The sequence below is a fragment of the Pseudomonas sp. EggHat1 genome, from assembly GCF_014892995.1.
GTDB classification, from domain to species: domain Bacteria; phylum Pseudomonadota; class Gammaproteobacteria; order Pseudomonadales; family Pseudomonadaceae; genus Aquipseudomonas; species Aquipseudomonas chaetocerotis.
In genome coordinates this window covers 99,352-122,393 of the sequence record NZ_JACKQK010000009.1, presented here as the reverse complement: position 1 = coordinate 122,393, position 23,042 = coordinate 99,352, and the positions used below count along the sequence as shown (strand labels likewise).

Annotated in this window: 24 protein-coding genes and 1 tRNA gene; 20 read left to right on the top strand and 5 right to left on the bottom strand. The window is 61.8% G+C overall.

Annotated elements, in window-relative coordinates; translation table 11 throughout:
- The first annotated feature begins 128 nt into the window (after positions 1 to 128).
- From ruvC to nadA, 14 genes are all read left to right on the top strand, one after another.
- Positions 129 to 653: a crossover junction endodeoxyribonuclease RuvC gene (gene ruvC / locus INS93_RS15700; protein ID WP_017361755.1), complete on the top strand. Its 525-nt coding sequence runs from the start codon at positions 129 to 131 to the stop codon at positions 651 to 653.
- Between the two features lie 21 nt (positions 654 to 674).
- A complete protein-coding gene (gene ruvA / locus INS93_RS15695) occupies positions 675 to 1,280 on the top strand; it encodes a Holliday junction branch migration protein RuvA (RefSeq protein WP_192983677.1) in 606 nt (201 codons plus the stop codon).
- Between the two features lie 102 nt (positions 1,281 to 1,382).
- Complete coding sequence (gene ruvB / locus INS93_RS15690; protein ID WP_160020679.1) at positions 1,383 to 2,435, top strand: Holliday junction branch migration DNA helicase RuvB; 1,053 nt, start codon at positions 1,383 to 1,385, stop codon at positions 2,433 to 2,435.
- Positions 2,436 to 2,488: 53 nt separating this feature from the next.
- Positions 2,489 to 2,941 carry a tol-pal system-associated acyl-CoA thioesterase gene (gene ybgC, locus INS93_RS15685; protein WP_160020678.1) on the top strand — a complete coding sequence of 151 codons (453 nt, stop codon included), beginning with the start codon at positions 2,489 to 2,491 and terminating at the stop codon, positions 2,939 to 2,941.
- A gap of 2 nt (positions 2,942 to 2,943) precedes the next feature.
- Positions 2,944 to 3,639, top strand: a complete 696-nt coding sequence (tolQ, locus tag INS93_RS15680; RefSeq protein ID WP_037003717.1) for a protein TolQ — start codon at positions 2,944 to 2,946, stop codon at positions 3,637 to 3,639.
- Positions 3,640 to 3,666: 27 nt separating this feature from the next.
- Positions 3,667 to 4,119 carry a protein TolR gene (tolR, locus tag INS93_RS15675; RefSeq protein WP_021488348.1) on the top strand — a complete coding sequence of 151 codons (453 nt, stop codon included), beginning with the start codon at positions 3,667 to 3,669 and terminating at the stop codon, positions 4,117 to 4,119.
- On the top strand, positions 4,116 to 5,060 hold the full coding sequence (gene tolA, locus INS93_RS15670) for a cell envelope integrity protein TolA (protein WP_192983820.1): 945 nt from the start codon (positions 4,116 to 4,118) through the stop codon (positions 5,058 to 5,060). The genes tolR and tolA overlap by 4 nt, the downstream gene beginning before the upstream one ends.
- A 5-nt stretch (positions 5,061 to 5,065) precedes the next feature.
- Positions 5,066 to 6,364, top strand: a complete 1,299-nt coding sequence (gene tolB, locus INS93_RS15665) for a Tol-Pal system beta propeller repeat protein TolB (RefSeq protein WP_160020677.1) — start codon at positions 5,066 to 5,068, stop codon at positions 6,362 to 6,364.
- A 55-nt stretch (positions 6,365 to 6,419) separates the two neighbouring features.
- Positions 6,420 to 6,917 (top strand): peptidoglycan-associated lipoprotein Pal, encoded by a 498-nt coding sequence (pal, locus tag INS93_RS15660; RefSeq protein WP_160020676.1) that lies wholly within the window; start codon positions 6,420 to 6,422, stop codon positions 6,915 to 6,917.
- A gap of 6 nt (positions 6,918 to 6,923) precedes the next feature.
- The gene (gene ybgF / locus INS93_RS15655) at positions 6,924 to 7,736 is read left to right on the top strand and encodes a tol-pal system protein YbgF (protein WP_192983674.1); all 813 of its coding nucleotides are present in this window, start codon (positions 6,924 to 6,926) and stop codon (positions 7,734 to 7,736) included.
- Positions 7,737 to 7,950: 214 nt separating this feature from the next.
- Positions 7,951 to 8,598: a 7-carboxy-7-deazaguanine synthase QueE gene (queE, locus tag INS93_RS15650; RefSeq protein WP_192983672.1), complete on the top strand. Its 648-nt coding sequence runs from the start codon at positions 7,951 to 7,953 to the stop codon at positions 8,596 to 8,598.
- Between the two features lie 2 nt (positions 8,599 to 8,600).
- Positions 8,601 to 9,275, top strand: a complete 675-nt coding sequence (gene queC, locus INS93_RS15645) for a 7-cyano-7-deazaguanine synthase QueC (RefSeq protein ID WP_192983669.1) — start codon at positions 8,601 to 8,603, stop codon at positions 9,273 to 9,275.
- A gap of 58 nt (positions 9,276 to 9,333) precedes the next feature.
- Positions 9,334 to 9,409, top strand: a tRNA-Lys gene (locus INS93_RS15640).
- 138 nt (positions 9,410 to 9,547) lie between these two features.
- Complete coding sequence (gene nadA, locus INS93_RS15635) at positions 9,548 to 10,606, top strand: quinolinate synthase NadA (protein ID WP_192983667.1); 1,059 nt, start codon at positions 9,548 to 9,550, stop codon at positions 10,604 to 10,606.
- A 122-nt stretch (positions 10,607 to 10,728) separates the two neighbouring features.
- Here the strand turns inward: nadA and INS93_RS15630 are convergent, their stop codons facing one another.
- A complete protein-coding gene (locus INS93_RS15630) occupies positions 10,729 to 11,802 on the bottom strand; it encodes an LOG family protein (protein ID WP_192983662.1) in 1,074 nt (357 codons plus the stop codon).
- A 133-nt stretch (positions 11,803 to 11,935) separates the two neighbouring features.
- Complete coding sequence (locus tag INS93_RS15625; protein WP_192983660.1) at positions 11,936 to 13,339, bottom strand: MBL fold metallo-hydrolase RNA specificity domain-containing protein; 1,404 nt, start codon at positions 13,337 to 13,339, stop codon at positions 11,936 to 11,938.
- 124 nt (positions 13,340 to 13,463) lie between these two features.
- On the opposite strand from INS93_RS15625, the gene INS93_RS15620 reads away from it, so the two are divergent.
- Together INS93_RS15620 and INS93_RS15615 are read left to right on the top strand one after the other, a co-directional pair.
- Complete coding sequence (locus INS93_RS15620) at positions 13,464 to 15,866, top strand: xylulose 5-phosphate 3-epimerase (protein ID WP_192983657.1); 2,403 nt, start codon at positions 13,464 to 13,466, stop codon at positions 15,864 to 15,866.
- Positions 15,867 to 15,903: 37 nt separating this feature from the next.
- Positions 15,904 to 16,098, top strand: coding sequence for a hypothetical protein (locus tag INS93_RS15615; RefSeq protein ID WP_192983655.1), 195 nt, complete (start codon positions 15,904 to 15,906; stop codon positions 16,096 to 16,098).
- A gap of 13 nt (positions 16,099 to 16,111) precedes the next feature.
- Here the strand turns inward: INS93_RS15615 and INS93_RS15610 are convergent, their stop codons facing one another.
- Complete coding sequence (locus tag INS93_RS15610) at positions 16,112 to 16,513, bottom strand: quorum-sensing-regulated virulence factor family protein (RefSeq protein WP_160020668.1); 402 nt, start codon at positions 16,511 to 16,513, stop codon at positions 16,112 to 16,114.
- Positions 16,514 to 16,802: 289 nt separating this feature from the next.
- On the opposite strand from INS93_RS15610, the gene INS93_RS15605 reads away from it, so the two are divergent.
- Both INS93_RS15605 and INS93_RS15600 read left to right on the top strand, forming a co-directional pair.
- A complete protein-coding gene (locus INS93_RS15605; protein ID WP_192983653.1) occupies positions 16,803 to 18,491 on the top strand; it encodes an OmpP1/FadL family transporter in 1,689 nt (562 codons plus the stop codon).
- A gap of 60 nt (positions 18,492 to 18,551) precedes the next feature.
- A complete protein-coding gene (locus INS93_RS15600) occupies positions 18,552 to 19,274 on the top strand; it encodes a tRNA-uridine aminocarboxypropyltransferase (protein ID WP_192983650.1) in 723 nt (240 codons plus the stop codon).
- On the opposite strand, the gene INS93_RS15595 is transcribed toward INS93_RS15600, so the two are convergent.
- The gene (locus INS93_RS15595; protein WP_192983647.1) at positions 19,234 to 20,160 is read right to left on the bottom strand and encodes a DMT family transporter; all 927 of its coding nucleotides are present in this window, start codon (positions 20,158 to 20,160) and stop codon (positions 19,234 to 19,236) included. The genes INS93_RS15600 and INS93_RS15595 overlap by 41 nt on opposite strands.
- Positions 20,161 to 20,363: 203 nt before the next feature.
- Between INS93_RS15595 and erdR the strand changes: the two genes are divergently transcribed.
- On the top strand, positions 20,364 to 21,014 hold the full coding sequence (gene erdR / locus INS93_RS15590) for a response regulator transcription factor ErdR (protein ID WP_192983645.1): 651 nt from the start codon (positions 20,364 to 20,366) through the stop codon (positions 21,012 to 21,014).
- A gap of 60 nt (positions 21,015 to 21,074) precedes the next feature.
- On the opposite strand, the gene INS93_RS15585 is transcribed toward erdR, so the two are convergent.
- On the bottom strand, positions 21,075 to 22,001 hold the full coding sequence (locus INS93_RS15585) for a LysR family transcriptional regulator (protein ID WP_192983642.1): 927 nt from the start codon (positions 21,999 to 22,001) through the stop codon (positions 21,075 to 21,077).
- Between the two features lie 113 nt (positions 22,002 to 22,114).
- On the opposite strand from INS93_RS15585, the gene fpr reads away from it, so the two are divergent.
- On the top strand, positions 22,115 to 22,894 hold the full coding sequence (fpr, locus tag INS93_RS15580) for a ferredoxin-NADP reductase (protein WP_026041990.1): 780 nt from the start codon (positions 22,115 to 22,117) through the stop codon (positions 22,892 to 22,894).
- Positions 22,895 to 23,042 lie beyond the last annotated feature (148 nt).

Below are 23,042 nucleotides of genomic sequence, written 5' to 3'. Positions count from 1 at the left end.
CCTAAGTCCACCCTAAGTCCACCCTACGGCCGCCCTACGGTTTTCTCGGGTTCCACCGGTGCGTCACGAGTGACGGCGCATTAGGACCCCCGTATACTCGCTAACTGGATAAATAGACAGTTGCTGATATGACCCTGATTCTAGGCATCGACCCGGGTTCGCGTATTACCGGCTATGGCGTGGTGCGCGATACCGGGCGTGGTTGCGAGTACGTGGCCTCGGGCTGCATTCGTACCGGCAACGGGCCATTGGCCGAGCGGCTGCAGATCGTCTTTCGCGGCGTCAGCGAGGTTATTCGTACCCATGGGCCGGTGACCATGGGCATCGAGCAGGTGTTCATGGCGCGCAATGCCGACTCGGCGCTCAAACTTGGGCAGGCGCGTGGCGCCGCTATCGTCGCGGCGGTGGAGGCAGGGCTGGAGGTCAGCGAGTACACCGCGACCCAGGTCAAGCAGGCTGTGGTCGGTACCGGGGCGGCGGACAAGCAGCAGGTGCAGATGATGGTCATGCATCTGCTCAAGCTGGTGCAGAAACCGCAGATCGACGCTTCCGACGCATTGGGCATCGCCCTGTGCCATGCCCATCACCGACAGAGTCTCATTCCCCATGGGCTCGCCGGCGCCAAGCGGCGTGGCGGCCGTCTTCGTTTGTAATCGTATTAAAGGAAAGCAGTGGTGATCGGACGTTTGCGCGGCACCCTGGCGGAGAAGCAGCCGCCGCATTTGCTTCTGGATGTGAATGGCGTCGGTTATGAGCTGGAAGTGCCGATGACGACCCTTTATCGTCTGCCTGCGGTGGGCGAGCCGGTCACCCTGCACGCTCACCTGGTGGTGCGTGAAGATGCACACCTGCTGTATGGCTTCTTCGAAAAGCGTGAGCGTGAGCTGTTTCGCGAGTTGATTCGCCTCAATGGCGTTGGCCCCAAGCTGGCGCTGGCGCTGATGTCGGGTCTTGAGGTCGACGAGTTGGTGCGCTGCGTGCAGTCTCAGGACACGGCGGCCCTGGTCAAGGTCCCGGGTGTCGGCAAGAAAACCGCCGAGCGTCTGCTGGTCGAGCTCAAGGATCGCTTCAAGGCCTGGGAGTCGATACCGTCCATTGCGCCATTGATGGTTGAACCTCAACTGGCTCAGGCAGTCTCAAGCGCGGAGAATGACGCCGTCAGTGCCCTGATATCCCTTGGCTACAAGCCGCAGGAGGCCAGTCGAGCAGTTGCCGTGGTCAAGGAGGATGGTCTGAGCAGTGAAGATTTGATCCGACGCGCGCTGCGCGGCATGGCGTAGGGTGGATGACGCCTTTTTCATCCACCAGCTTTCTGGGGGGGAAATGCTGCGCGGTTTTCCATCCTGTATTGCAATTCAATGGACTCTTAGTGGAACCCCTCGATGATCGAAGCCGATCGCCTGATAACCTCCAGCCCGCGTGAGCGCGAAGAGCAGCAGGACCGAGCCATTCGTCCGCTGCGCCTGGCTGACTACATTGGTCAGCCAGTGGTGCGTGAGCAGATGGCGCTGTTCATCCAGGCTGCACGGGGCAGGGCGGAGGCGCTCGACCATACGCTGATCTTCGGTCCGCCAGGCCTGGGCAAGACTACCCTGGCCAATATCATCGCCCAGGAAATGGGCAGCTCAATCAAGAGCACCTCCGGTCCGGTGCTCGAGCGGCCGGGTGATCTGGCCGCGTTGCTGACCAATCTGGAAAGCGGCGATGTGCTGTTCATCGACGAGATTCACCGTCTTTCGCCGGTGGTCGAAGAGGTGCTGTATCCCGCGATGGAAGACTTCCAGCTCGACATCATGATCGGCGAAGGTCCAGCCGCGCGTTCGATCAAGCTGGATCTGCCGCCTTTCACCCTGGTCGGCGCCACCACCCGTGCCGGCATGCTGACCAACCCGCTGCGTGACCGTTTCGGCATCGTCCAGCGCTTGGAGTTCTACGGCATCGACGACCTGGCCACCATCGTCTCGCGCTCGGCTGGCATTCTCGGCCTGCCCATCGAGGCCAAGGGCGCCTTCGAGATTGCCCGTCGTGCCCGTGGCACCCCGCGTATCGCCAACCGACTGTTGCGCCGTGTGCGCGATTTTGCCGAAGTGCGCGGTAACGGGCAGATCTCCCAGGCCACTGCCGATCAGGCCCTGAATCTACTGGATGTCGACGAGCGTGGTTTCGACCATTCCGATCGTCGCCTGCTGCTGGCCATGATCGAGAAGTTCGATGGCGGTCCGGTCGGGCTCGATAGCCTGGCAGCGGCCATCGGCGAGGAGCGTCATACCATCGAGGACGTGCTCGAACCTTATCTGATTCAGCAGGGGTATATGATGCGCACCCCGCGCGGGCGTGTGGTCACTCGTCACGCCTACCTGCACTTCGGGTTGAACATTCCCAAACGCGCTGGCGAGCAGGCCGGTGGCGATCTTTTCTCGGCAGGTGACGAATGACGAAAAAATTGTTACCGGGCCGGATTGGCAAGCAGCAAGCCGGAGACTAGAGTATGCGCGCGCCAAACGAAGTGCAGCCGTTCAGCCACCGTTGCCGGGTCTACTACGAGGACACCGACGCGGGCGGCATCGTCTACTACGTCAACTACCTCAAATTCATGGAGCGGGCTCGCACCGAGCGTCTGCGTGAGCTGGGTTATGCCCAGTCGACGCTTGCTGGTGAGGGCCTGTTGTTCGTCGTGCATTCTGCCGAGGCGCGTTATCACGCGCCGGCGCGCCTGGATGACGAACTGGTGATCAGCGCCGATGTGATCGAATTGAACCGTGCCAGCCTGCGTTTTCGTCAACAGGTCAGGCGGGCTGCGGATGATGTGCTGCTCTGCGAAGGGCAGTTTCTGGTGGCCTGTGTGCGCGCCGACAACTTGAAACCCCGGGCCATTCCCGAGACCCTGCGACATGCGTTCGCCGGGACGCAGGCGCCGGGCTTAATTGCAGCAGGAGAGTAAGCGTGGAAGCTAACGCCGTTGACCATATGTCGATGTGGAGTCTGATCAGTAACGCCAGCTTCGTGGTTCAGCTGGTGATGCTGACCCTGGTGGCCGCTTCGGTCATTTCCTGGGTGATGATCTTCCAGCGCAGTAATTCGATTCGCGCCGCCAAGCGTGCCCTGGACAACTTCGAGGATCGCTTCTGGTCCGGTATCGATCTGTCCAAACTGTATCGCCAGGCGGGTAGCAACCCCGATCCGGATTCCGGTCTGGAACAGATCTTTCGTGCCGGCTTCAAGGAGTTCTCCCGCCTGCGTCAACAGCAGGGCGTTGACCCGGACGCGGTGATGGACGGTGTGGCGCGTGCCATGCGCGTGGCCATCTCCCGTGAGGAAGAGAAACTGGAAACCGCGCTGCCATTTCTCGCCACCGTTGGTTCGACCAGTCCGTACATCGGCCTGTTCGGTACCGTATGGGGCATCATGAACTCCTTCCGCGGTCTGGCTCAGGTGCAGCAAGCCACGCTTGCAACCGTGGCGCCGGGTATCGCCGAAGCGCTGATCGCTACCGCCATCGGCCTGTTCGCGGCGATTCCGGCGGTTATCGCCTACAACCGCTTCTCTGCCCGCAGCGAGATGCTGATCGGTCGTTACTACACCTTCGCCGACGAGTTCCAGGCCATCCTGCACCGCAAAGTGCACACCTCGGAAGACTAAGGCGAGCGAAGAGGACAGGTTTTAACCATGGCGAGAATTCGCAACAGACGCAAACCGGTTGCCGAGATGAACGTGGTGCCCTACATCGACGTGATGTTGGTGCTGCTGGTCATCTTCATGGTCACCGCGCCGATGCTCAATCAGGGTGTCAAGGTCGATCTGCCCAAGGTCAGCAGTGAAGCGCTGCCGCAGGACAACGATGCCCAGGTGTTGACCATCTCCATCAAGGCCGACAAGACCTACTACTGGAACATGGGCAGCGAGGTCGACGTCGACACCGAGCAGGAGCGCGCCTCGACCCTTGAGCAGATGACGCAGGCCGTGTCGGCGATCATTGCCGAGAACCGTCGTCAGGGTAAGCAGGTGCAGGTGTTCGTGCGTGGTGATCGCACGGTCGATTACGGCACCGTGATGTCGGCCATGGGCGGTCTGCAGCAGGCCGACGTGGGCAACGTCGGACTGATTACCGAGGCTCCCTGATGCAGCAAACCGAGCGTCCGCAATCGGAAAGCTACTTCTGGCCCGTGGTTTGGGCGGTGGGTCTGCATGTCCTGATGTTCGCCATGCTGTTCGTCAGCTTCGCCTTCACACCCGAACTGCCGCCGGCGCGCCCGGTGGTGCAGGCTACGCTGTATCAGTTGCAATCGCAGAGCCAGGCCACCACGCAGACCACGCAAAAGGTTGCGGGCGAGGCGCAGAAAACCTCGGCACCGCAATTCGAGACCGAACGCCTGGAGCAGAAGAAGGCTGAAGAGCAGAAGGTAGCTGCAGCCAAGAAAGCCGAGGAACAAAAGCAGGCTGAAGAGGCTCGAAAGGCCGAAGCGGCGAAGAAAGCCGAGGCCGAGAAGGCCGCCGAACAGAAACGTCAGGCGGATATCGCCAAGAAGCGTGCCGAGGACGAAGCGAAGAAGAAAGCCGCTGAAGAGGCCAAGAAAAAGGCCGCTGCAGAAGAGGCGAAGAAAAAAGCGGCAGCCGCCGAGGCTGCGAAGAAGAAAGCCGCCGAGGACGCCAAGCGCAAGGCCGAAGATGCACGGCGCAAGGCCGCCGAGGATCAGAAGGCAGCAGCGCTGGCTGAGCTGCTGTCTGACAACGTGCAGAACCAGCAGGCCCTGGCCGAGACGCATGGCGACCAGGTGGCCGGCAACCTTGATGACCTGATCATCAAGCTGATTACCGAAAACTGGCAGCGACCGATGTCGGCGCGCCGTGGCATGAGCGTCGAGCTGCTGATTCAGATGCTGCCCGACGGCACCGTGACCAACGCCAGCGTGTCGCGCTCCAGTGGCGATGCGCCGTTCGACAACTCGGCCGTTGCAGCTGTACGTAACGTCGGGCGTATTCCCGAGATGCAACAATTGGATCGCGCTACCTTCGACCGTATGTACAGGCAGCGTCGCGTCATTTTCAAACCGGAGGATTGAGCTCTGTGAATACCCTGATTCGTATCGCCCTGCTGGGGCTGGTCATGCTGGTCGGTAGCGTCCAGGCGGCCGACCCGCTGGTGATTTCCCAAGGCGCTGACCGTGCCACGCCCATCGCCGTCGTGCCCTTTGGCTGGCAAGGCGGTTCGGTACTGCCTGAAGACATGTCGCAGATCATTGGCAACGATCTGCGCAACTCCGGCTACTTCGAGCCGATCCCGCGGCAAAACATGATCAGCCTGCCGACCCAGGCCAGCGAAGTCATCTACCGTGACTGGAAAGCGCTCGGTGCCCAGTACGTGCTGGTGGGCAACATCGTGCCCAACGGCGGTCGTCTGCAGGTGCAGTACGCACTGTTCAACGTCAACACCGAGCAGCAGGTCATGACCGGCAATGTCGGCGGTGGCACCGATCAGCTGCGTGACATGGCTCACCATATCGCCGACCAGTCGTTCGAGAAGCTCACCGGCGTCAAGGGGGCATTCTCCACGCGCCTGCTCTATGTCACTGCCGAGCGCATGGGGACCAACAATACCCGTTACACCCTGCAGCGTTCCGACTACGACGGTGCCCGTGCGGTGACCCTGCTGCAATCGCGCGAGCCGATCTTGTCGCCGTCGTTCGCGCCGGATGGCCGTCGCATCACCTACGTGTCGTTCGAGCAACGTCGCCCACGCATCTTCGTGCAGCACATCGATACCGGTCGCCGCGAGCAGATCACCAACTTCGAAGGCCTCAACGGCGCTCCGGCCTGGTCGCCGGATGGCAACCGCCTGGCCTTCGTGCTGTCCAAGGACGGCAATCCGGAAATCTATGTGATGGATATGGGCAGCCGGCAGATGCGCCGCGTCACCAACCATTACGCGATCGATACCGAACCCTTCTGGGGCAAGGATGGTCAGACCCTTTACTTCACCTCGGATCGTGCGGGTAAGCCGCAGATCTACAAGACCAACATCAATAGCGGGGCAGTGGAGCGAGTGACCTTCGTCGGTAACTACAACGCCAACCCGAAATTGTCGGCGGATGAAAAGACCCTGGTGATGATCCATCGTCAGGATGGTTTTACCGTGTTCAAGGTGGCTGCGCAGGACCTGGAAACCAACCGTTTGCGTATTCTTTCAGACACAAGTTTGGATGAGTCGCCCACTGTTGCGCCCAATGGCGCCATGCTAATCTACGCCACCCGCCAGCAGGGCCGGGGAGTCTTGATGTTAGCGTCCACCAATGGACGTGTGAGGCTCCCTCTTCCTACCGCTCAAGGCGAAGTTCGAGAGCCTTCTTGGTCCCCTTACCTGAACTGATGCGGCGTTACACCTTTATTGCTTAACACAACTGGGGTTCATTAGGAGTTACATGATGGAAATGCTGAAATTCGGTAAGTTCGCTGCACTGTCCCTGGCTCTCGCCGTTGCCGTAGGTTGCTCCTCCAAAGGCGGCGACGCTGCTGGTGAAGGTGCTGTTGACCCGAATGCTGGTTACGGTGCCAACACTGGCGCTGTTGATAGCAGCCTGAGCGAAGAAGCTGCTCTGCGCGCTATCACCACCTTCTACTTCGAGTACGACAGCTCCGACCTGAAGGCCGAAGCCATGCGCGCTCTGGACGTACACGCCAAGGACCTGAAAGGCAACGGCGCTCGCGTCGTTCTGGAAGGCCACGCTGACGAGCGCGGTACCCGCGAGTACAACATGGCTCTGGGCGAGCGTCGTGCCAAGGCCGTTCAGCGTTACCTGGTTCTGCAAGGCGTTTCCCCGGCTCAGCTGGAGCTGGTTTCCTACGGCGAAGAGCGTCCGGTTGCCACTGGCAACGACGAGCAGTCCTGGGCTCAGAACCGTCGTGTAGAGCTGCGTAAGTAAGCTGCCATGCGAGATTGCCGCCGTATCCTGACCCTTCTGACACTCGCCTTGCCGCTCGCGGCAATGGCGGAGGTTCCCGTACTGGAAAGCAGCTCCATGCAACAGGGCAGCAGCTATCCACCGGCGGGTTATGGTACGGCCGGTGCCTCTGCCGGAGCGGGTGCGCAAGCACCCGCTTCTGCGCAGGGTATGCTGTTCAACCAGCTCGAGCAGATGCAGCAGGAAATTGCGCAACTGCGTGGCATGGTCGAGGAGCAGCAAAATGAAATCCAGCGCCTCAAGCAGGAAGGCCTGGAGCGTTACCAGGATCTGGATCAACGCATTTCTTCCGGTGTTGCTGCCGGTGGAGCTCCTGCACAGAATTCAGCCGATGGCGCGGTAAACGCCAATGGCACCCCGACGCCCCCTGCAGCGCAGCAGCAGGCCAGCGCGGAGCCGGGTGATCCGGCCAAGGAAAAACTCTATTACGACGCCGCCTTCGACCTGATCAAGGCCAAGGATTTCGACAAGGCCTCGCAGGCATTTGCTGCCTTTCTCAATCGCTATCCCAACAGCCAGTACGCAGGCAACGCGCAGTATTGGTTGGGCGAAGTGAATCTGGCCAAGGGCGACCTGCAAGCAGCCGGCCAGGCCTTCGCCAAGGTCAGCCAGGCCTATCCGAGCCACGCCAAGGTGCCGGATTCACTGTTCAAACTGGCCGACGTCGAACGTCGCCTGGGTCACAACGACAAGGCCCGTGGCATCCTTCAGCAAGTCATCGCGCAGTACCCGGGTAGCTCGGCCGCTCAACTGGCCCAGCGTGATCTGCAGCGGCTGTAAGTCGAAAGTTGACGAAAAACCCGCGCCCGTCGCGGGTTTTTCTTATCTGGCCTCGCGTGATCCATTAGAATGCGCGGCGGCCCAGGTGGCAGGGTTTCAGCTCGGCTGATGTCCTTGTCGCCGTGCCTTGTCGAATGTCGGCCGCTGCCGGCGTTCCTGTCTTTCCACGCAACGGAGGCGGATGGCCTGTTTCGTCATCACGCTCGTGGCTACCATGCAAGAAACCCTGCGCATCACCGAGATTTTCTACTCGTTGCAGGGGGAGACGCGTACCGCTGGCTTGCCAACGGTATTCGTGCGCCTTACCGGCTGTCCCCTGCGCTGTCAGTACTGTGACACCGCCTATGCCTTCAGTGGCGGCGAGATCGTCACGTTGGACAGTATCCTCGATCAAGTGGCTGCTTATTGCCCGCGTTACGTCTGCGTCACCGGTGGTGAGCCGCTGGCTCAGCCCAACTGCATTGCCTTGCTCACGCGCCTGTGCGACGCCGGCTACGAGGTATCGCTGGAAACCAGTGGCGCGCTCGATGTCTCTGCGGTCGATCCCCGGGTCAGCAAGGTGCTGGATCTGAAGACGCCTGGCTCTGCCGAAGTGCAGCGCAACCGCTACGAGAACATCCAGTGGCTGACATGCAACGATCAGGTCAAGTTCGTCATCTGCTCACGCGAGGACTACGACTGGGCGGTATCCAAGCTGATCGAGTACGACCTGTCCAGCCGAGCCGGCGAAGTACTGTTCTCGCCCAGTCACAAACAGGTCGATGCGCGTGCGCTGGCCGACTGGATCGTGACCGATAACCTGCCAGTACGCCTGCAGTTGCAGCTGCACAAGATTCTCTGGAACGATGAGCCGGGACACTGAACATGAACGACAAGAAAGCAGTCATCCTCCTTTCCGGCGGCCTGGACTCGGCCACCGTGGTGGTCATGGCCAAGGCCGAGGGCTACAGCTGCTACAGCATGAGTTTCGATTACGGGCAGCGTCATCGCGCCGAGTTGCAGGCAGCCGAGCGTGTGGCGCGGCAGTTGGGTGTAGTCGAGCACAAGGTGATCGGCCTGAACCTCAATGGCATCGGTGGCTCGGCGTTGACCGACAGCAGCATCGCCGTGCCGGAGTCCCCGACCGAGGGCATTCCTGCGACCTATGTGCCGGCGCGCAATACTGTGTTTCTGGCGCTCGCGTTGGGCTGGGCCGAGGTGCTCGGGGCGCGCGAGATCTTCATTGGCGTCAACGCAGTGGATTACTCGGGCTACCCGGATTGCCGCCCCGAGTTCGTCGACGCCTTCGAGCGTATGGCCAACCTGGCGACCAAGGCGGGTGTGGAGGGGCAGGGCTTTGTCATTCGCGCGCCGCTGCAGCAGCTGAGCAAGGGTGAGATCATCCAGGCTGGTATGCGCCTGGGGGTGGATTATGCGCTCACGGTCTCCTGCTACCAGGCCGATGATGATGGCCGCGCCTGTGGCAAGTGTGACAGCTGCCGCCTGCGTGCAGCTGGTTTCGCCGCCGCCGGTGTGCCGGATGTAACGCGCTACTTCTGAAAAAGTTTTCGCGAAGTGTTGATTTCCTGAATTAAATCAGTATCATGCGCCTCGCGTTGGGTCGTTAGCTCAGTTGGTAGAGCAGTTGGCTTTTAACCAATTGGTCGTAGGTTCGAATCCTACACGACCCACCAGATCGCAAAAGCCAGTCGTGAGACTGGCTTTTTTTTGCTCTCGGAAAAGCCCTCTGGCCGATGCCGTACCGCCTGTGGCGATGGGCAACCAGGGGGGTATACTCGCAGCTCGCTCAAGAGCGCCGCAGGTTCGATGATATGACGCAGATTTCCGAACGCCTTCTGGTTCAGGCCCACCTCGATGCCAAACAGCCCAAGCCGCTGACCGCCGAGGAAGAGGCCTTCTATCGCCGTGAAATCGCCGCCGAGCTGAAGAAGCAGAACGCGGTGCTGGTGGCGCACTATTACTGCGATCCGGTCATCCAGGCGTTGGCCGAGGAAACCGGTGGCTGCGTTTCCGACTCCCTGGAAATGGCCCGCTTTGGCAATCAGCACCCGGCGCAGACCGTGGTGGTTGCCGGGGTCAAGTTCATGGGCGAGACGGCGAAGATCCTCAACCCGGAAAAGCGCGTGTTGATGCCCACTCTGGAGGCGACCTGCTCGCTCGACCTGGGCTGTCCGGTGGACGAATTCTCGGCCTTTTGCGATCAGCACCCGGAGCGTACCGTGGTTGTTTACGCCAACACGTCGGCGGCGGTGAAGGCGCGTGCTGACTGGGTGGTGACGTCCAGCTGCGCGCTGGAAATCGTCGAGAGCCTGATGGACAACGGTGAAACCATCATCTGGGCGCCGGACAAGCATCTGGGCAACTACATTCAGCGCGAGACCGGTGCCGATATGCTGCTGTGGGATGGCGCCTGCATCGTGCACGAGGAGTTCAAGTCCAAACAGCTGTTGGACATGAAGGCGCTGTATCCGGACGCCGCCATTCTGGTGCACCCGGAATCGCCGCAGAATGTGGTTGAGCTGGCCGATGCGGTGGGCTCCACCAGCCAGTTGATCAAGGCGGCGCAGACCCTGCCGAACTCCACCTTCATCGTCGCCACCGACCGTGGCATCTTTTACAAGATGCAGCAGCTGTGCCCGGACAAGACCTTCATCGAGGCGCCAACCGCCGGCAATGGTGCGGCTTGCCGCAGCTGCGCGCACTGCCCGTGGATGGCGATGAATACACTGGAGCGCGTGCTGACCGGCTTGCGTCAGGGCTCTGGCGAAATTCACGTCGACCCGGCGTTGATTCCCAAGGCGATCAAGCCGCTCAAGCGCATGCTCGACTTCACCCAGGCGGCGCGGCTGAAGGTCGCCGGCAACGCCTGACTGACAATAGTCAAAACAAAGCCCAGCCAATGCTGGGCTTCTTGCTTTACGTAGCCCGGATGCAATCCGGGAAGGGCGAGCGGCCAATACCCCCGGATTGCATCCGGGCTACGTCTGCTACGTTAGCTCACCCAGCTTTCCGGCTCGTTGACCACATCGAGTAGTGCGCGCAGGCGGCCGTAGTCGCGCCCGTTGAAAACGAACGCCAGGCGGGTCAGGTGGCACAGTTCCGGTTCGTCGCGCTCCTGCTCGCAATGGGGTTGCTGGGTGAAGCCGCCCTCTTTGCACAGGCTGGCGAAGTCGCTGTCCAACTTGGCCAGAGCAGCCTCGTTGAGCGGATGATTGAGGCGGATCACGAAGCGATCCTTGAGCCAGCGGCTGGAGTGGAAGTTGCGGTAGAACCGGGCTATTTCCTCCACCGCCTCTTCGGCGCTGTAAACCAGGTGCATCAGGTTGAGGTCGGTGGGCAGGATATAGCCGTTGTCACCAAGCTGACGACGGATGAAGCCCAAGGCATCCTCCCAGTAGCTGCCGCCTGGTTGATCGAGCAGTACCACGGGCACCAGTGGGCTTTTGCCGGTCTGGATCAGGGTCAGTACTTCCAATGCTTCGTCGAGGGTGCCGAAGCCGCCGGGGCACAGCACCAGGCCATCGGCCTCCTTGACGAAAAACAGTTTGCGCAGAAAGAAGAAGTGGAACGACAGCAGGTGGTTGCTGCCCCGCACCGTGGAGTTGGCCGTCTGCTCGAAGGGCAGGGTGATATTGAACCCCAGGCTGTTGTCCACCCCGGCACCTTCATGCGCAGCGGCCATGATGCCGCCGCCAGCGCCGGTGACTACCATCAGGTCACGGTGCGCCAGCCGTGCGCCGAGCTCGCGAGCCTGTTGGTACAGGGGATGGTCGGCAGGGGTGCGTGCCGAGCCGAATACCGTCACCTTGCGCCGCCGTTTCAGCTGTTCGAGTACGCCGAAGGCATTTTCCATCTCACGCAGGGTCTGCAGCATGATCTTGGCGTCCCAGCGGTTGCGATCCGCCTGAGCCATATGGAGCACGGTGCCGAGCATTTCACGGTACAGCTGCAGGTTCGGGCTGTTCCCTGGGGCTGCCAGCGCCACCAGCTCGTCCACCTTGCTGGTAAGGTCGACTTCGCTGGTTTGCACATGGCGGGACAGATAGTCGTCGGCTTCGTAAGGCATGAGGGCTCTCCTGTTCTGAGCCGGGCGGGCGGCTGATGCTGCTCACGCTCGGGCCGGTTTCTTGATTATGGAGTTTCATGGAGCTTGCCACAGCCAGGTTGCCGTTTCGCTGTCCCCTTTTCGTAAGCGCCGGTTACAGGGCGATCTGTTCACCCGGTTCGGGAATGTTGGCGATCCAGTTCAGGCGCTCGCGCAGAGCGGCTTGCAGGGCCTGCATCTTTTCCAGTTCGCCATGCACCAGGTAAAGCTCTGGGTGATGCTCGAACCGACTGGCCCATTCGAGCAACTGCGATTGCCCGGCATGCGCGGAGAAACCGCCCAGGGTATGCACCTTGGCCTTCACCGCGATGCGCTGGTGCAACACCTTGACCGTTTCGGCCCCGTCGACGATCAGGCGACCCAGCGTGCCCCTGGCCTGGAAACCGGGGAACACCAGGTGACAGTTCTCGCGCCAGAGGTTGTGCTTGAAGTGATGGACGATACGCCCGCCATTGCACATGCCGGCACCGGCGATGATGATCGCGCCGCTCTTGATCCGGTTGATCGCCATCGATTCTTCGGCTGTCGGTGTGCAGCGCAGGATCGGTAACCAGTCCTCGATGCGCTTGACGCCCTTGGCGGCCAGCGCCGCGCGATCTGTGGCCGCGAACTGGTCATGGAAGCGGCTGTAAATGGCGTTGGCGCGGATCGCCATGGGGCTGTCGAGGAACACGGCCTGCTGCGGCAGGCGGCCTTCCTGATAGAAGCGGCCGAGGTAGTAGATCAGGTCCTGCGTGCGGCCGACGGCGAACGACGGGATCAGCACGTTGCCACCTTCCTTGTGAGCCTGCTGAAGAATGTCTGCCAGCTCTTCTAGGGTTTCGTTGCTGGTGCGATGGTCGCGGTCGCCGTAGGTCGACTCCATCAGCAGCACGTCCGCCTGGTTCAGCTGTGTCGGCGCCTGCATCAGCGGTGAGCAGGTGTTGCCCAGGTCGCCGGAGAACACCAGGTGACGTCGCAGGTGGTGATCCTCTACCTGCATCTCGACGATGGCCGAGCCGAGGATGTGGCCTGCATTGTGGAAGGTGACATGCACGCCCTTGGCTACCTCGACCGCTGCGCCATAGGCATGCGCGTGGCGCTGGCTGAGCGCCTGCTCGGCATTGGCGATGGTGTAGAGCGGCTTGACCGCTGGCTTGCCCTGGCGTGCGCGCCAGCGGTTTTCCCATTCGGCGTCCTTCTCCTGGAGGAAGGCCGAATCCATCAGCATCAGCTCGAGCAGTTCGCAACTGGCTTCAGTGGCGTGGATCGGGCCGCGATAGCCCTCGGCGACCAGGCGCGGCAACAGCCCGCTGTGATCGAGGTGGGCGTGGGAGACCACCACCGCATCCAGGCTGCTCGGATCGAAAGAAAACGCACTGCGGTTCAGATCTTCTTCCTGGCGGCGTCCCTGATGCATGCCGCATTCGAGCAGCACCTTGGCGCCATCGCGGCTTTCCACCAGGTAGCAGGAGCCGGTGACCTGTTGAATCGCACCGAGAAAAGTGAGCAAGGCCATGGTTTGTTCCTTGTCGTGATGATGAAGCGAGTCTGCCGCTTCGAACCGGAGCGGGTCTTGATGCAGGTCAGCGGGTGCTTCGTAGCGATACCTAAACTGCAGGTAAGCATTCAGGAGAGCACTCATGACCCAGCTATTGCCCGACGCCGCCACCTTGGCTCGGCACGCCCAGCAATATCCCGACTTTGCCCGCTGGCAAGTTGGCCACGGACCTGTCCAGCATAGCCCGCAGACCCGCGCCGCCGTCTTTCGTCTGGCCCATCAACTGGTGCAGAGCGGTTTGCAGCCCGACCTGCCGAGCGTCTACCGCCTGTTGCGCGCGCTGGACTCGCTGACGGCAGCCGGCCTCTGGTTGGTGGTACACATGACTTATGCCCAGCGCGTTCGGCTCGATGGCCAGCCGCTGCAGGCCGATGATTTCAAGCCCGTGCCCGAAGGGCATACCGGCGGCGCGCTGAACATGGTGCCGGCCTATGCCGGCTACCTGGCGCTCAACGCTCTGACGGGTGAGACGCGTGGCTGGTTGATGGGCCAAGGCCATTGCGTGGCGGCGATCGAGGCGCTGAACCTGCTGACCGGCAACCAGCATCCCGAGCAGGCCGCCCGTTACGCGTGTGACGAGACGGGCATGAGTCGCCTGGCGGCGGACTTCTACAGTTACGCCCAGACTGCGGACGGCAGCCCTGGCGTGCCGTTGGGCAGTCATGTCAATCCGCACACCGCCGGCGGTATCGCCGAAGGCGGATACCTCGGGTTCGCTGAGTTGCAGTACGCACATCTGCCATTGCCAGGGGAGAAACTGGTGGCGTTCCTGTCCGATGGCGCCGCCGAAGAGCAGCGTGGCAGCGACTGGATGCCACGCTGGTGGCGTGCCGAGGATTGTGGCGTGGCGCTACCGGTGATGATCGCCAACGGCCGGCGTATCGAGCAGCGTACCGAGTTGGGCACGCTGGAAGGGCTGGAAGGCTTTCGCCGACATCTGCGTGGCTGTGGTTTCGACCCGGTGACCTTCGATGGGCGCGATCCGGCAGCCTTCGTCTGTGCGCTATGGGAGATGGAGCAGCGCCTGGCGCACCGGGTTAATGAGCTGAACAACGAGTTGATCGGTTATCCCTTGCCCATGCCCTACGGCATTGCCGAAACCACCAAGGGTTATGGCTTCCATGGCGCTGGCAGCAACGCCGCTCATAACCTGCCGCTACCGGCCAGCCCGGCGCAGGATGAGCACGCGCGTGAGCTGTTCAACCAGCATGCTGCGGCCTTGTGGGTGGAGCCGCAGGCATTGTCCGAGGCCTGTAGCCTGTTTGCATTGCGTGCAGGGCGGGTGCGGGAGCGTGACAATCCATTGGCTCGGCGTCAGCCAGCGCTGCCAGTGCAGCCGGAGTTGCACTTTCATGATCGGCCCTGTTCGCCCATGACTGCACTGGATCGTTATTTCGTCGATCTGGTGCGCGCCAACCCGCAGTTGCGGCCGCGTGTCGGTAACCCGGACGAACTGGCCAGCAACCGTCTGGGCGGTGTGCTGGCAGCGCTCAAGCACCGCGTCAGCCAGCCTGAGAACGAACTGGAGTCGCTGCACGGTGCGGTGATCACCGCGCTCAACGAGGAGGCTGTGGTCTCTGCCTGTCTGGCCAATCAGGGTGGCCTGAATCTGGTGGCCAGTTACGAGGCGTTTTGCGTGAAGATGCTCGGTGCCGTGCGCCAGAGTCTGATCTTCGCCCGCCAGCAGAAAGAGGCGGGACGTCCAGCCGGCTGGCTGGGCTGGCCGCTGGTGGCCACTTCGCACACCTGGGAGAACGGCAAGAACCAGCAGTCGCATCAGGACGCTACCTTCTGCGAGGCGCTGCTGGGCGAGATGCACGATGTCATGCGTGTGCTGTTTCCGGCCGACCACAATTCGCTACTGGCCCTGCTGCCTGGCATCTACCAGGAGCGCGGCCGGCTCGCTTGCCTGGTGGTGGCCAAACTTGAACAACCCTGCAGCTTCACCGTCGAACAGGCGCAGCAACTGGCCCGTGAGGGGGCATTGCTGGTCGACGCCGAAGGCGATGGCGAACCGGTGCTGCTGATTGCAAGCGGCAGCTATCAGCTGCACGAGATGCGTCGCGCCGCCGTTCGTCTGAGCGAGCAGGGTGTGGCCTGGCGTCTGATTTACTTGCAGGAACCAGGGCGCTTTCGTATGCCGCGTGATGCCTGGGAGGCGTCGAGTGTGGCCAGCACCGCTCAGCGTGAGGCGCTGTTCCCGATTGCCTGTCGGCGGCGCGTGTTGCTCGGCCACATGCGCCCGGAAGTGGCCTTGGGGCATCTGTCGACGGTGCTGGGCGATGCTGCTACGTGTCGTGCGCTTGGTTATCGCAACCGTGGCGGCACTTTCGACGAAGCCGGCATGCTGTTCGCCAATGGCTGTACCTGGGCGCATGTCCTGCAAAGCGTCGCCGAGGTGCTCGGCGTATCGATCGATGCCTGGCTTACGCCTGAGGAACGTGCGGCTCTGGCAGGCAGGGGGAGTCCTCGCTCCCTGCGCTGAGCCTGCTGACTGGGTCAATGGTAAGGGAGAGGCAGGTATGCCCAAGTTGATTCTGGAGATCGAAACGGACCTCTATCGCCTGCTGCAGCAGGCAGCGCTAATCAATCGACTGAGTCTGGAGGATGAATGTCGACGTCGCCTCGAGGGCGGTGTACGACGTTCGCGCTATATGGAAGCCTTGCTCGCCGAGCTACGCGCCGATGAGGCGCAGCGCCGAGCGGAACGGGACTGACGGCAGCCCTGGGTCAGAGGCCGCAGTCGCTCTTGTCGAACACTTCGACGGTAACCGGGCGGTTGCTGCGGTACTCACTGAACTGGTAGCGCAGCTGTGCGCCCTGGGCCAACAGGTTGCGATAGCCCGGATTGCGGCAGACGCTGGCGGCCAGTTGCGCGCGCACGGTATCGGGGTTGCCGCGCATCTGCGCTGCATGCGCTTCACGCACGCTGAGGTGGTTGATCAGCGTGTGGCCTTCCACGGTGTAGCCCTGATCGAGAATGTCTTCATTGATCGCTCGCGGCGTGCCCTCGCTGCTTTGCCGGGCGACCTGCTCCAGGGTGCGAGTCAGTTCCATCTCCTTAAGCGAGGCTGCCTGGGCAGTGGGAAGCATCAGGCTGAGCGCGAGAGCGGGGAGGATGTAACGCAGCATGTCATGTGACTCCTGAAAGCGTGGACGAGGGTTGGACAGGGCCTCGCAGCGAATGTTCGCGCCGCTGGCCATTTGCCCGCCTGAAACTAAGTGTTACTGATGGGGACATGCTGGCCTGTGGCCGCCGCCCGTCACCACGACCAAAGGCCGGGGATCATCGGCCAAACCTGCACGTCACAGGCATTGAGCCGCCGTCGCAGTCGGACGTCGCCAGTACAGACCTGCCTGAAGTCTGCCGCTGGTGCAGGAAGGACTGCGCGGTGTTCAAGCAGCGTGCAGGAGAATAACAATGACAATGCTCTTTCGGCGCTGGCCATCGCGGGTGATGGTCGGCAGTTTACTGGTTTTGCCCGTTGCGCAGGTGCAGGCATCCGGTTATCACTTTGGTTCGCAATCGGTAGCGGCGCAGGGTTCGGCGCATGCCAACGCTGCCGAGGCGGCCGACCCTTCGACCATTTTCTACAACCCCGCTGGCCTGGCTCGCCTCAAGGGCACCCAGGTGAGCTCAGGCCTGAGCATCCTGCTGCCGGACGGCGATTACAAGGACAAGGGCAGTCGCGACGTGTTCGGCAATCCGGTATCGGGAGATGCTGGCGAATTCCTGCCTGATGCCGCCGCTGCGCCCAACTTCTATTTTTCCCATGAGATCAACGACCGAGTGACGGTCGGCCTGGGCATCTTCACCCCGTTCGGCGCGAAGCTCGACTACAAGGAAGACTGGGCCGGGCGCTACGGCATTCAGTCGGCCAGCCTGGAGACGGTGACCTTCAATCCGAGCATTGCCTTTCGCTTCAACGAACACCACAGCATTGGCTTCGGTGTGTCGGCGCAATACATCAAGTCGGTGCAGCGCGGTGCGGCGGATGTCAAAGGCGCGTCGCGGCAATTGGCTGGGCAGTTCGTCACTGCCAATCAGGAGCTGACCGAGCTGGCCGCATCACCGCTTGGTCAGTTTGCCATTCCCTTGCTCTACGGCATCGATGTGCCCGGTGAGATCAGTAGTTGCGACGGTCAGGCCGATGACGCTTTCGTCGACTGTGTGGCGAAGAACTTCGCCGACAACGTCGAGGGCGACGGTTACTTCCGGGTCAAGGGCGATGACTGGGGGTTTGGCTGGAATATCGGCTACCTGTGGGAGCCGACCGAAGCGACGCGCTTTGGCGTGTCCTATCGTTCCAATATTCGCCACACCCTTGAAGGCGAGACAAAATGGAGCTTCGCCGGCGTGTCCGGCAGCGTGCCTTCACCCGATACCGATTTGAGCGGTGGCATCGATCTTGGCATCATCACCTTGCCGCCAGCCGATGCATTGGGGCAGGTGCTGGACCCGGACAACTGGGTCAATCCCGGCAATTTCGCCGGCTCCAGGCTGCACCCCAACTCCAAGGCCAAGACCGCCATCGATACACCGGAGATGCTCTCCTTCAACGCCTTCCATCAGCTCAACGACAAGATGGCGCTCATGGCGGATCTGACCTTCACTCGCCATTCGCGGCTCGACGAGGTGCGCATCGGTATCGATCAGGTGGCTGGCTATCCTTACTTCAATGGCGTTACCGAGGGCGACCTGAGCGTCAAGCAGGACTGGAAGGACAGCTACAAGATCTCTCTGGGCATGAACTACCAGTACAGTGATGATCTGCTGCTGCGTACCGGCGTTGCTTACGACCGCTCTCCCGTCAACTCGCCGCAGCTACGCCATCCGGCCTTTCCTGATGCGGATCGCTACTGGCTTTCGCTCGGCGCCAACTACAAGGTGATGCGCGATACCTCGCTGGATTTCGCCTACAGCTACGTGCAGTTCTCCAGCGGCAAGATGGACTACCAGGACGGCTGCTCCCCGGCCGGCTGGGTGCCAGGTGCCGGCGGGCTGTATCAGGACAGTGGAGTGCGCTGCACCGGCAATGGTGGCAACTACACCGGTGAGTACAACACCCACATCCACTTCATCGGTCTGGCCTTGAACCACAGCTTCTGAGCCATCTGAGTGACGAACGGGGGTGCTAGAATCGCCCCCCCGTTCGCTGTCGTTACCGCCATGACCCATCCAGCCCCACATGCCGTCGCCCGCCTGCGCACAGAGCGCCTGGCGCGCAGCGTCAAACCCTTCATCGCCCGTGGCTCGCGTGCCGAGCGCTGCCCGCAATGCCGGGTGCAACCGACCCATTGCCTGTGCGCCTGGCGCCCGCAGGTCCAGGCTAATGCCGCCATGTGTCTGGTGATGCATGACATCGAGGCGCTGAAACCGAGCAATACCGGCTGGTTGATTGCCGACGTGGTACCGCAAACCCACGCCTTCGGCTGGACGCGCACTGCTGTCGATCCGGCGCTGCTGGAGCTCTTGGCCGATCCGCAGTGGCAGCCTTATCTGGTTTTTCCCGGCGAGTACGTGGCGCCGCAGCGCGTGGTGGAGGAGGTGGCGCTGGCGCCCGGCAAGCGGCCGTTGTTCGTGCTGCTGGATGCCACCTGGACCGAGGCGCGCAAGATGTTTCGCAAGAGCCCGTATCTGGACGCACTGCCGGTGCTGAGCCTGACGCCAGCGCAGCTATCGCGCTATCGACTGCGCCGCTCTACCCGCGGCGAGCACCTGTGCACCGCCGAGGTGGCTGCCATGTGCCTGGAGTTGGCTGGTGACCTGCGCGCCAGCGAGGCGCTGGACGATTATCTCGACGTTTTCAGCCAACATTATCTGGCGGCCAAACGGCGTTTGCCGCTGGATCTCAACGATCCTTTGCATCAGCGTTTGCAGGCGTACCGCTGAGTTCGAGCGGCAGAGGCTTCGGCCATAGCTGGGCCAACAGCATGCCGGCGAACATCAGCGCGCAGCCGAGATAGCCGCGCAGTTGCAGCATTTCACCGAGCAGCAGGGCACCGGCGATAGCGGCGAATACAGCCTCCAGCGAGAGGATGATCGCCGCATGCGAGGCGATGGCGTGCTGCTGGGCGATGACCTGCAAGGTAAAGCCGATCGCCACGCCGAAAATACCGCCATAGAGGATGGCTGGGCCTGCTTTGAATATGCCCTCCAGCGTTGCCGTCTCGAACACCAGGGCCAGTGTCAGGCTGATCACAGCGCAGGTGGCGAACTGGATCAGTGCCAGACGCAGCGGGTCGTGGCGGCTGGCGAAAAACCCCACCAACAGCACGTGGATACCCCAGACGAAGGCGCCAGCCAGCTGCAACCAGTCGCCGGATGCCACGGTGAAGCCTTCGCCGACGCTGAGCAGGAACATGCCGACTACCGCCAGGCTGGCGCCCAGCCAGATGCCCAGGCTGCTTTTCTGGCCGATGAACAAACCGAGCAGCGGTACCACGATCACATACAAGCCGGTGATGAAGCCGGAGTTGGTCACGGTGGTGAACATCAGGCCAACTTGCTGCAAGTTGATACCGATCGCCAGAGCCAGACCCATGATGGCGCCGCCCAGCAGCAGCCCGCGACTCGGTGCCGGCCTGGGTTGTTGGCTGCGTCGCTGTATCAGGATGATCACCGGGATCAGCACCAGGCTGGCGAGGACGAAGCGCAGGCCGGAATAAAGGAAGGGGCCGATGTTTTCCATACCCAGTTGCTGGGCGACGAACACGCTTCCCCATATCATCGCGGTAATCAGCATCAACAGGTCGGCGCGCAGGGCTTGGCTTCGCATTGGAGCGTCTCGGCGGTAAAGCTGCGCATCCTGCCGCAAAGCATTGAGCTTGACCACCCCGCCACAGCTCGGCATGCTGAGCGCCGCCGTCGGTCCGAGTGGGGAGTCTGTGATGCTGGATGTGCAGTCTTGAACGGATCTTCAGGCGAAAAGCACTGCCATACTCACCTCAGTGCCACTCATAACAAGAACAGGATCTGCCAATGGCCGCCTACGAAATCCTGATTGCCGACGACCATCCGCTGTTTCGCAGCGCACTGCAACAAGCACTGACCCTGGGGCTGGGGCCTGAAGTGCGACTGGTAGAGGCTGCCAGCATCGCCGAACTCGAAGGCCACCTGGCCGCCAAGAGCGACTGGGACCTGGTCCTGCTCGACCTCAATATGCCCGGTGCCTACGGTTTTTCCGGCCTGGTGCTGCTACGCGGTCAGTATCCGCACATTCCGGTAGTGATGATCTCCGCCCAGGAAGAGGCGTCCGTGGTTAACCGCTCCCGTGAGTTTGGTGCCAGCGGGTTCATCCCCAAATCCAGCCCGCTAGAAACCCTGCAGCAAGCCGTGCGTCAGGTACTCGATGGCGATACCTGGTGGCCACCACTGGCCGAGGAGGGCGCGCCGGTTTCCGCCGAGGCCAAGGCCGCCAGTGCCGGTCTCGCCAGCCTGACGCCGCAGCAATTCCGCGTATTGACCATGGTCTGCGAAGGCCTGCTGAACAAGCAAATCGCTTATGAACTGAGCGTCTCCGAAGCGACGGTCAAGGCACATGTGACGGCGATCTTCCGCAAGTTGGGCGTGCGCACCCGTACTCAGGCGGCGTTGCTGCTGCAGCAGATGGAGTCGATCCCCGCGCAGTGAGAACCTATCTACGATCTGCTGCGTAACGGTCTGGGCGATTATTCTGCTCGGCCAAGTCACTCAGACGATCGGCGGCAGGACGATCTGATCGCTGCGGCTGACACCCGCAGTCAGGTCACGGCATTGTTCGAGAAACTCACGCATCGCTGCTGTCTGGTACTTCTGCTTGTGCCAGATGAAGTAGAACTGCCGGCGCAGGTCCAGCTCCGGAGTTTCCACGGGCATCAGGCTGCCACGACGAAAGGCGTCGCGCAGCGCCAGGCGTGAGATGCAACCGATGCCCAGGCCGGATTCCACGGCGCGCTTGATCGCCTCTGTGTGTTCCAGCTCCAGGCGGATATTCAGGTTGCGCGGGTGATGCCGCATGGCCTGATCGAAGGTCAGTCGCGTGCCCGAGCCCTGCTCACGCAGAATCCAGGCCTCGTGCGTCAGCTCTTCCAGGCTGGCACTGCCGCGCTGGGCCAGTGGATGCTGTGGCGCGCAGAACACCACCAGCTCGTCCTCGACCCAGGGTTGCACCTCGATATCCGGGTGCTGGCAGTCGCCTTCGATCAAGCCCAGGTCCAGCTCGTAGTGAGCGATCTGTTGCACCACATGAGCGGTGTTATGCACCTGCAGCTTCACCCGGCATTCAGGGTGGTGCTGCATGAAGCTGCCAATCAGCAGGGTGGCCAGGTAGTTGCCCACGGTGAGGGTGGCGCCGACGTTCAGCGAGCCATAACCGCTCTTGCCCCCCAGCAGGCGTTCGATCTCGCGCGCCTGGTCGATCAGAGCGACGGCCTCGGGCAATAGCTGTCGGCCCAGGGCGTTGAGCGCCAGGCGCTTGCCGGCGCGATCGAACAGCTGGCAGTCGGATTGGCGCTCGAGTTCGGTCAGCGAAGTGCTGGTCGCAGACTGCGACAATGCGAGCGATTGCGCGGCGCGCGAGACGCTTTCATGCTGCGCCACGGCGACGAATACCTGAAGTTGTCTGAGAGTAAATCGCATATCGATATAACCGATAACCTATATCTTGATAATCCACTTAACAGATATTGTTGCCGCGAATAGAATGCCGCGCAATCGCGTCTTTGGCGCTGAAGTTCTTCGAGGAAATCATCATGAGCAATATGAACGTCGAGCGCGTGCTCAGCGTCCACCACTGGAACGATACGCTGTTCAGCTTCAAGTGCACCCGTGATCCAGGCCTGCGCTTCGAGAATGGTCAGTTCGTGATGATCGGTCTGCAACAGGACAATGGCCGCCCGCTGATGCGCGCCTATTCCATCGCCAGTCCGAACTGGGAAGAGCATCTGGAGTTCTTCAGCATCAAGGTGCCGGACGGTCCGCTGACCTCGCAGCTGCAGCACCTGAAGGAAGGCGACGAGATCATCATCAGCAAGAAGCCCACCGGCACGCTGGTGCTCGATGATCTCAACCCCGGCAAGCACCTCTATCTGCTCAGCACCGGCACCGGTCTGGCGCCGTTCATGAGCGTGATCCAGGACCCGGAAACCTACGAGCGCTTCGAGAAGGTGATCCTGGTTCACGGCGTGCGCTACGTGAACGAAGTCGCCTACCGCGAGTTCATCACCGAGCACCTGCCGCAGAACGAATTCTTCGGTGATGCGCTGAAGGACAAGCTGATCTACTACCCGACCGTGACCCGTGAGCCGTTCGAGAACCAGGGCCGTCTGACCGACCTGATGCGCAGCGGCAAACTGTTCGCCGATATCGGCCTGCCGCCGATCAACCCGCAGGACGACCGCGCCATGATCTGCGGCAGCCCGAGCATGCTCGACGAAACCAGCGAAGTGCTCGACAGCTTCGGTCTGAAGATTTCCCCGCGCATGCGTGAGCCGGGTGACTATCTGATCGAGCGCGCCTTCGTCGAGAAGTAAGCGCCTCCGTTAAACGACAAAGCCGCCCCATGGGCGGCTTTGTCGTTGTAGGGTGCGCCGTGCGCACCGAGCTGTTGCTCGTTGGAGCGCGAGGCGCACGGCCTGGGCGGCCCCACGACACCTTACGGCTTTAGCATCTCGTAGCCCG

Coding starts and splice junctions, on each gene's coding strand:
- ruvC (WP_017361755.1), top strand. CDS start 129: ATGACCCTGATTCTAGGCATCGACCCGGGTTCGCGTATTACCGGCTAT.
- ruvB (WP_160020679.1), top strand. CDS start 1,383: ATGATCGAAGCCGATCGCCTGATAACCTCCAGCCCGCGTGAGCGCGAA.
- ybgC (WP_160020678.1), top strand. CDS start 2,489: ATGCGCGCGCCAAACGAAGTGCAGCCGTTCAGCCACCGTTGCCGGGTC.
- tolR (WP_021488348.1), top strand. CDS start 3,667: ATGGCGAGAATTCGCAACAGACGCAAACCGGTTGCCGAGATGAACGTG.
- pal (WP_160020676.1), top strand. CDS start 6,420: ATGGAAATGCTGAAATTCGGTAAGTTCGCTGCACTGTCCCTGGCTCTC.
- ybgF (WP_192983674.1), top strand. CDS start 6,924: ATGCGAGATTGCCGCCGTATCCTGACCCTTCTGACACTCGCCTTGCCG.
- queE (WP_192983672.1), top strand. CDS start 7,951: ATGCAAGAAACCCTGCGCATCACCGAGATTTTCTACTCGTTGCAGGGG.
- queC (WP_192983669.1), top strand. CDS start 8,601: ATGAACGACAAGAAAGCAGTCATCCTCCTTTCCGGCGGCCTGGACTCG.
- nadA (WP_192983667.1), top strand. CDS start 9,548: ATGACGCAGATTTCCGAACGCCTTCTGGTTCAGGCCCACCTCGATGCC.
- INS93_RS15630 (WP_192983662.1), bottom strand. CDS start 11,802: ATGCCTTACGAAGCCGACGACTATCTGTCCCGCCATGTGCAAACCAGC.
- INS93_RS15625 (WP_192983660.1), bottom strand. CDS start 13,339: ATGGCCTTGCTCACTTTTCTCGGTGCGATTCAACAGGTCACCGGCTCC.
- INS93_RS15620 (WP_192983657.1), top strand. CDS start 13,464: ATGACCCAGCTATTGCCCGACGCCGCCACCTTGGCTCGGCACGCCCAG.
- INS93_RS15615 (WP_192983655.1), top strand. CDS start 15,904: ATGCCCAAGTTGATTCTGGAGATCGAAACGGACCTCTATCGCCTGCTG.
- INS93_RS15610 (WP_160020668.1), bottom strand. CDS start 16,513: ATGCTGCGTTACATCCTCCCCGCTCTCGCGCTCAGCCTGATGCTTCCC.
- INS93_RS15605 (WP_192983653.1), top strand. CDS start 16,803: ATGACAATGCTCTTTCGGCGCTGGCCATCGCGGGTGATGGTCGGCAGT.
- INS93_RS15600 (WP_192983650.1), top strand. CDS start 18,552: ATGACCCATCCAGCCCCACATGCCGTCGCCCGCCTGCGCACAGAGCGC.
- INS93_RS15595 (WP_192983647.1), bottom strand. CDS start 20,160: ATGCGAAGCCAAGCCCTGCGCGCCGACCTGTTGATGCTGATTACCGCG.
- erdR (WP_192983645.1), top strand. CDS start 20,364: ATGGCCGCCTACGAAATCCTGATTGCCGACGACCATCCGCTGTTTCGC.
- INS93_RS15585 (WP_192983642.1), bottom strand. CDS start 22,001: ATGCGATTTACTCTCAGACAACTTCAGGTATTCGTCGCCGTGGCGCAG.
- fpr (WP_026041990.1), top strand. CDS start 22,115: ATGAGCAATATGAACGTCGAGCGCGTGCTCAGCGTCCACCACTGGAAC.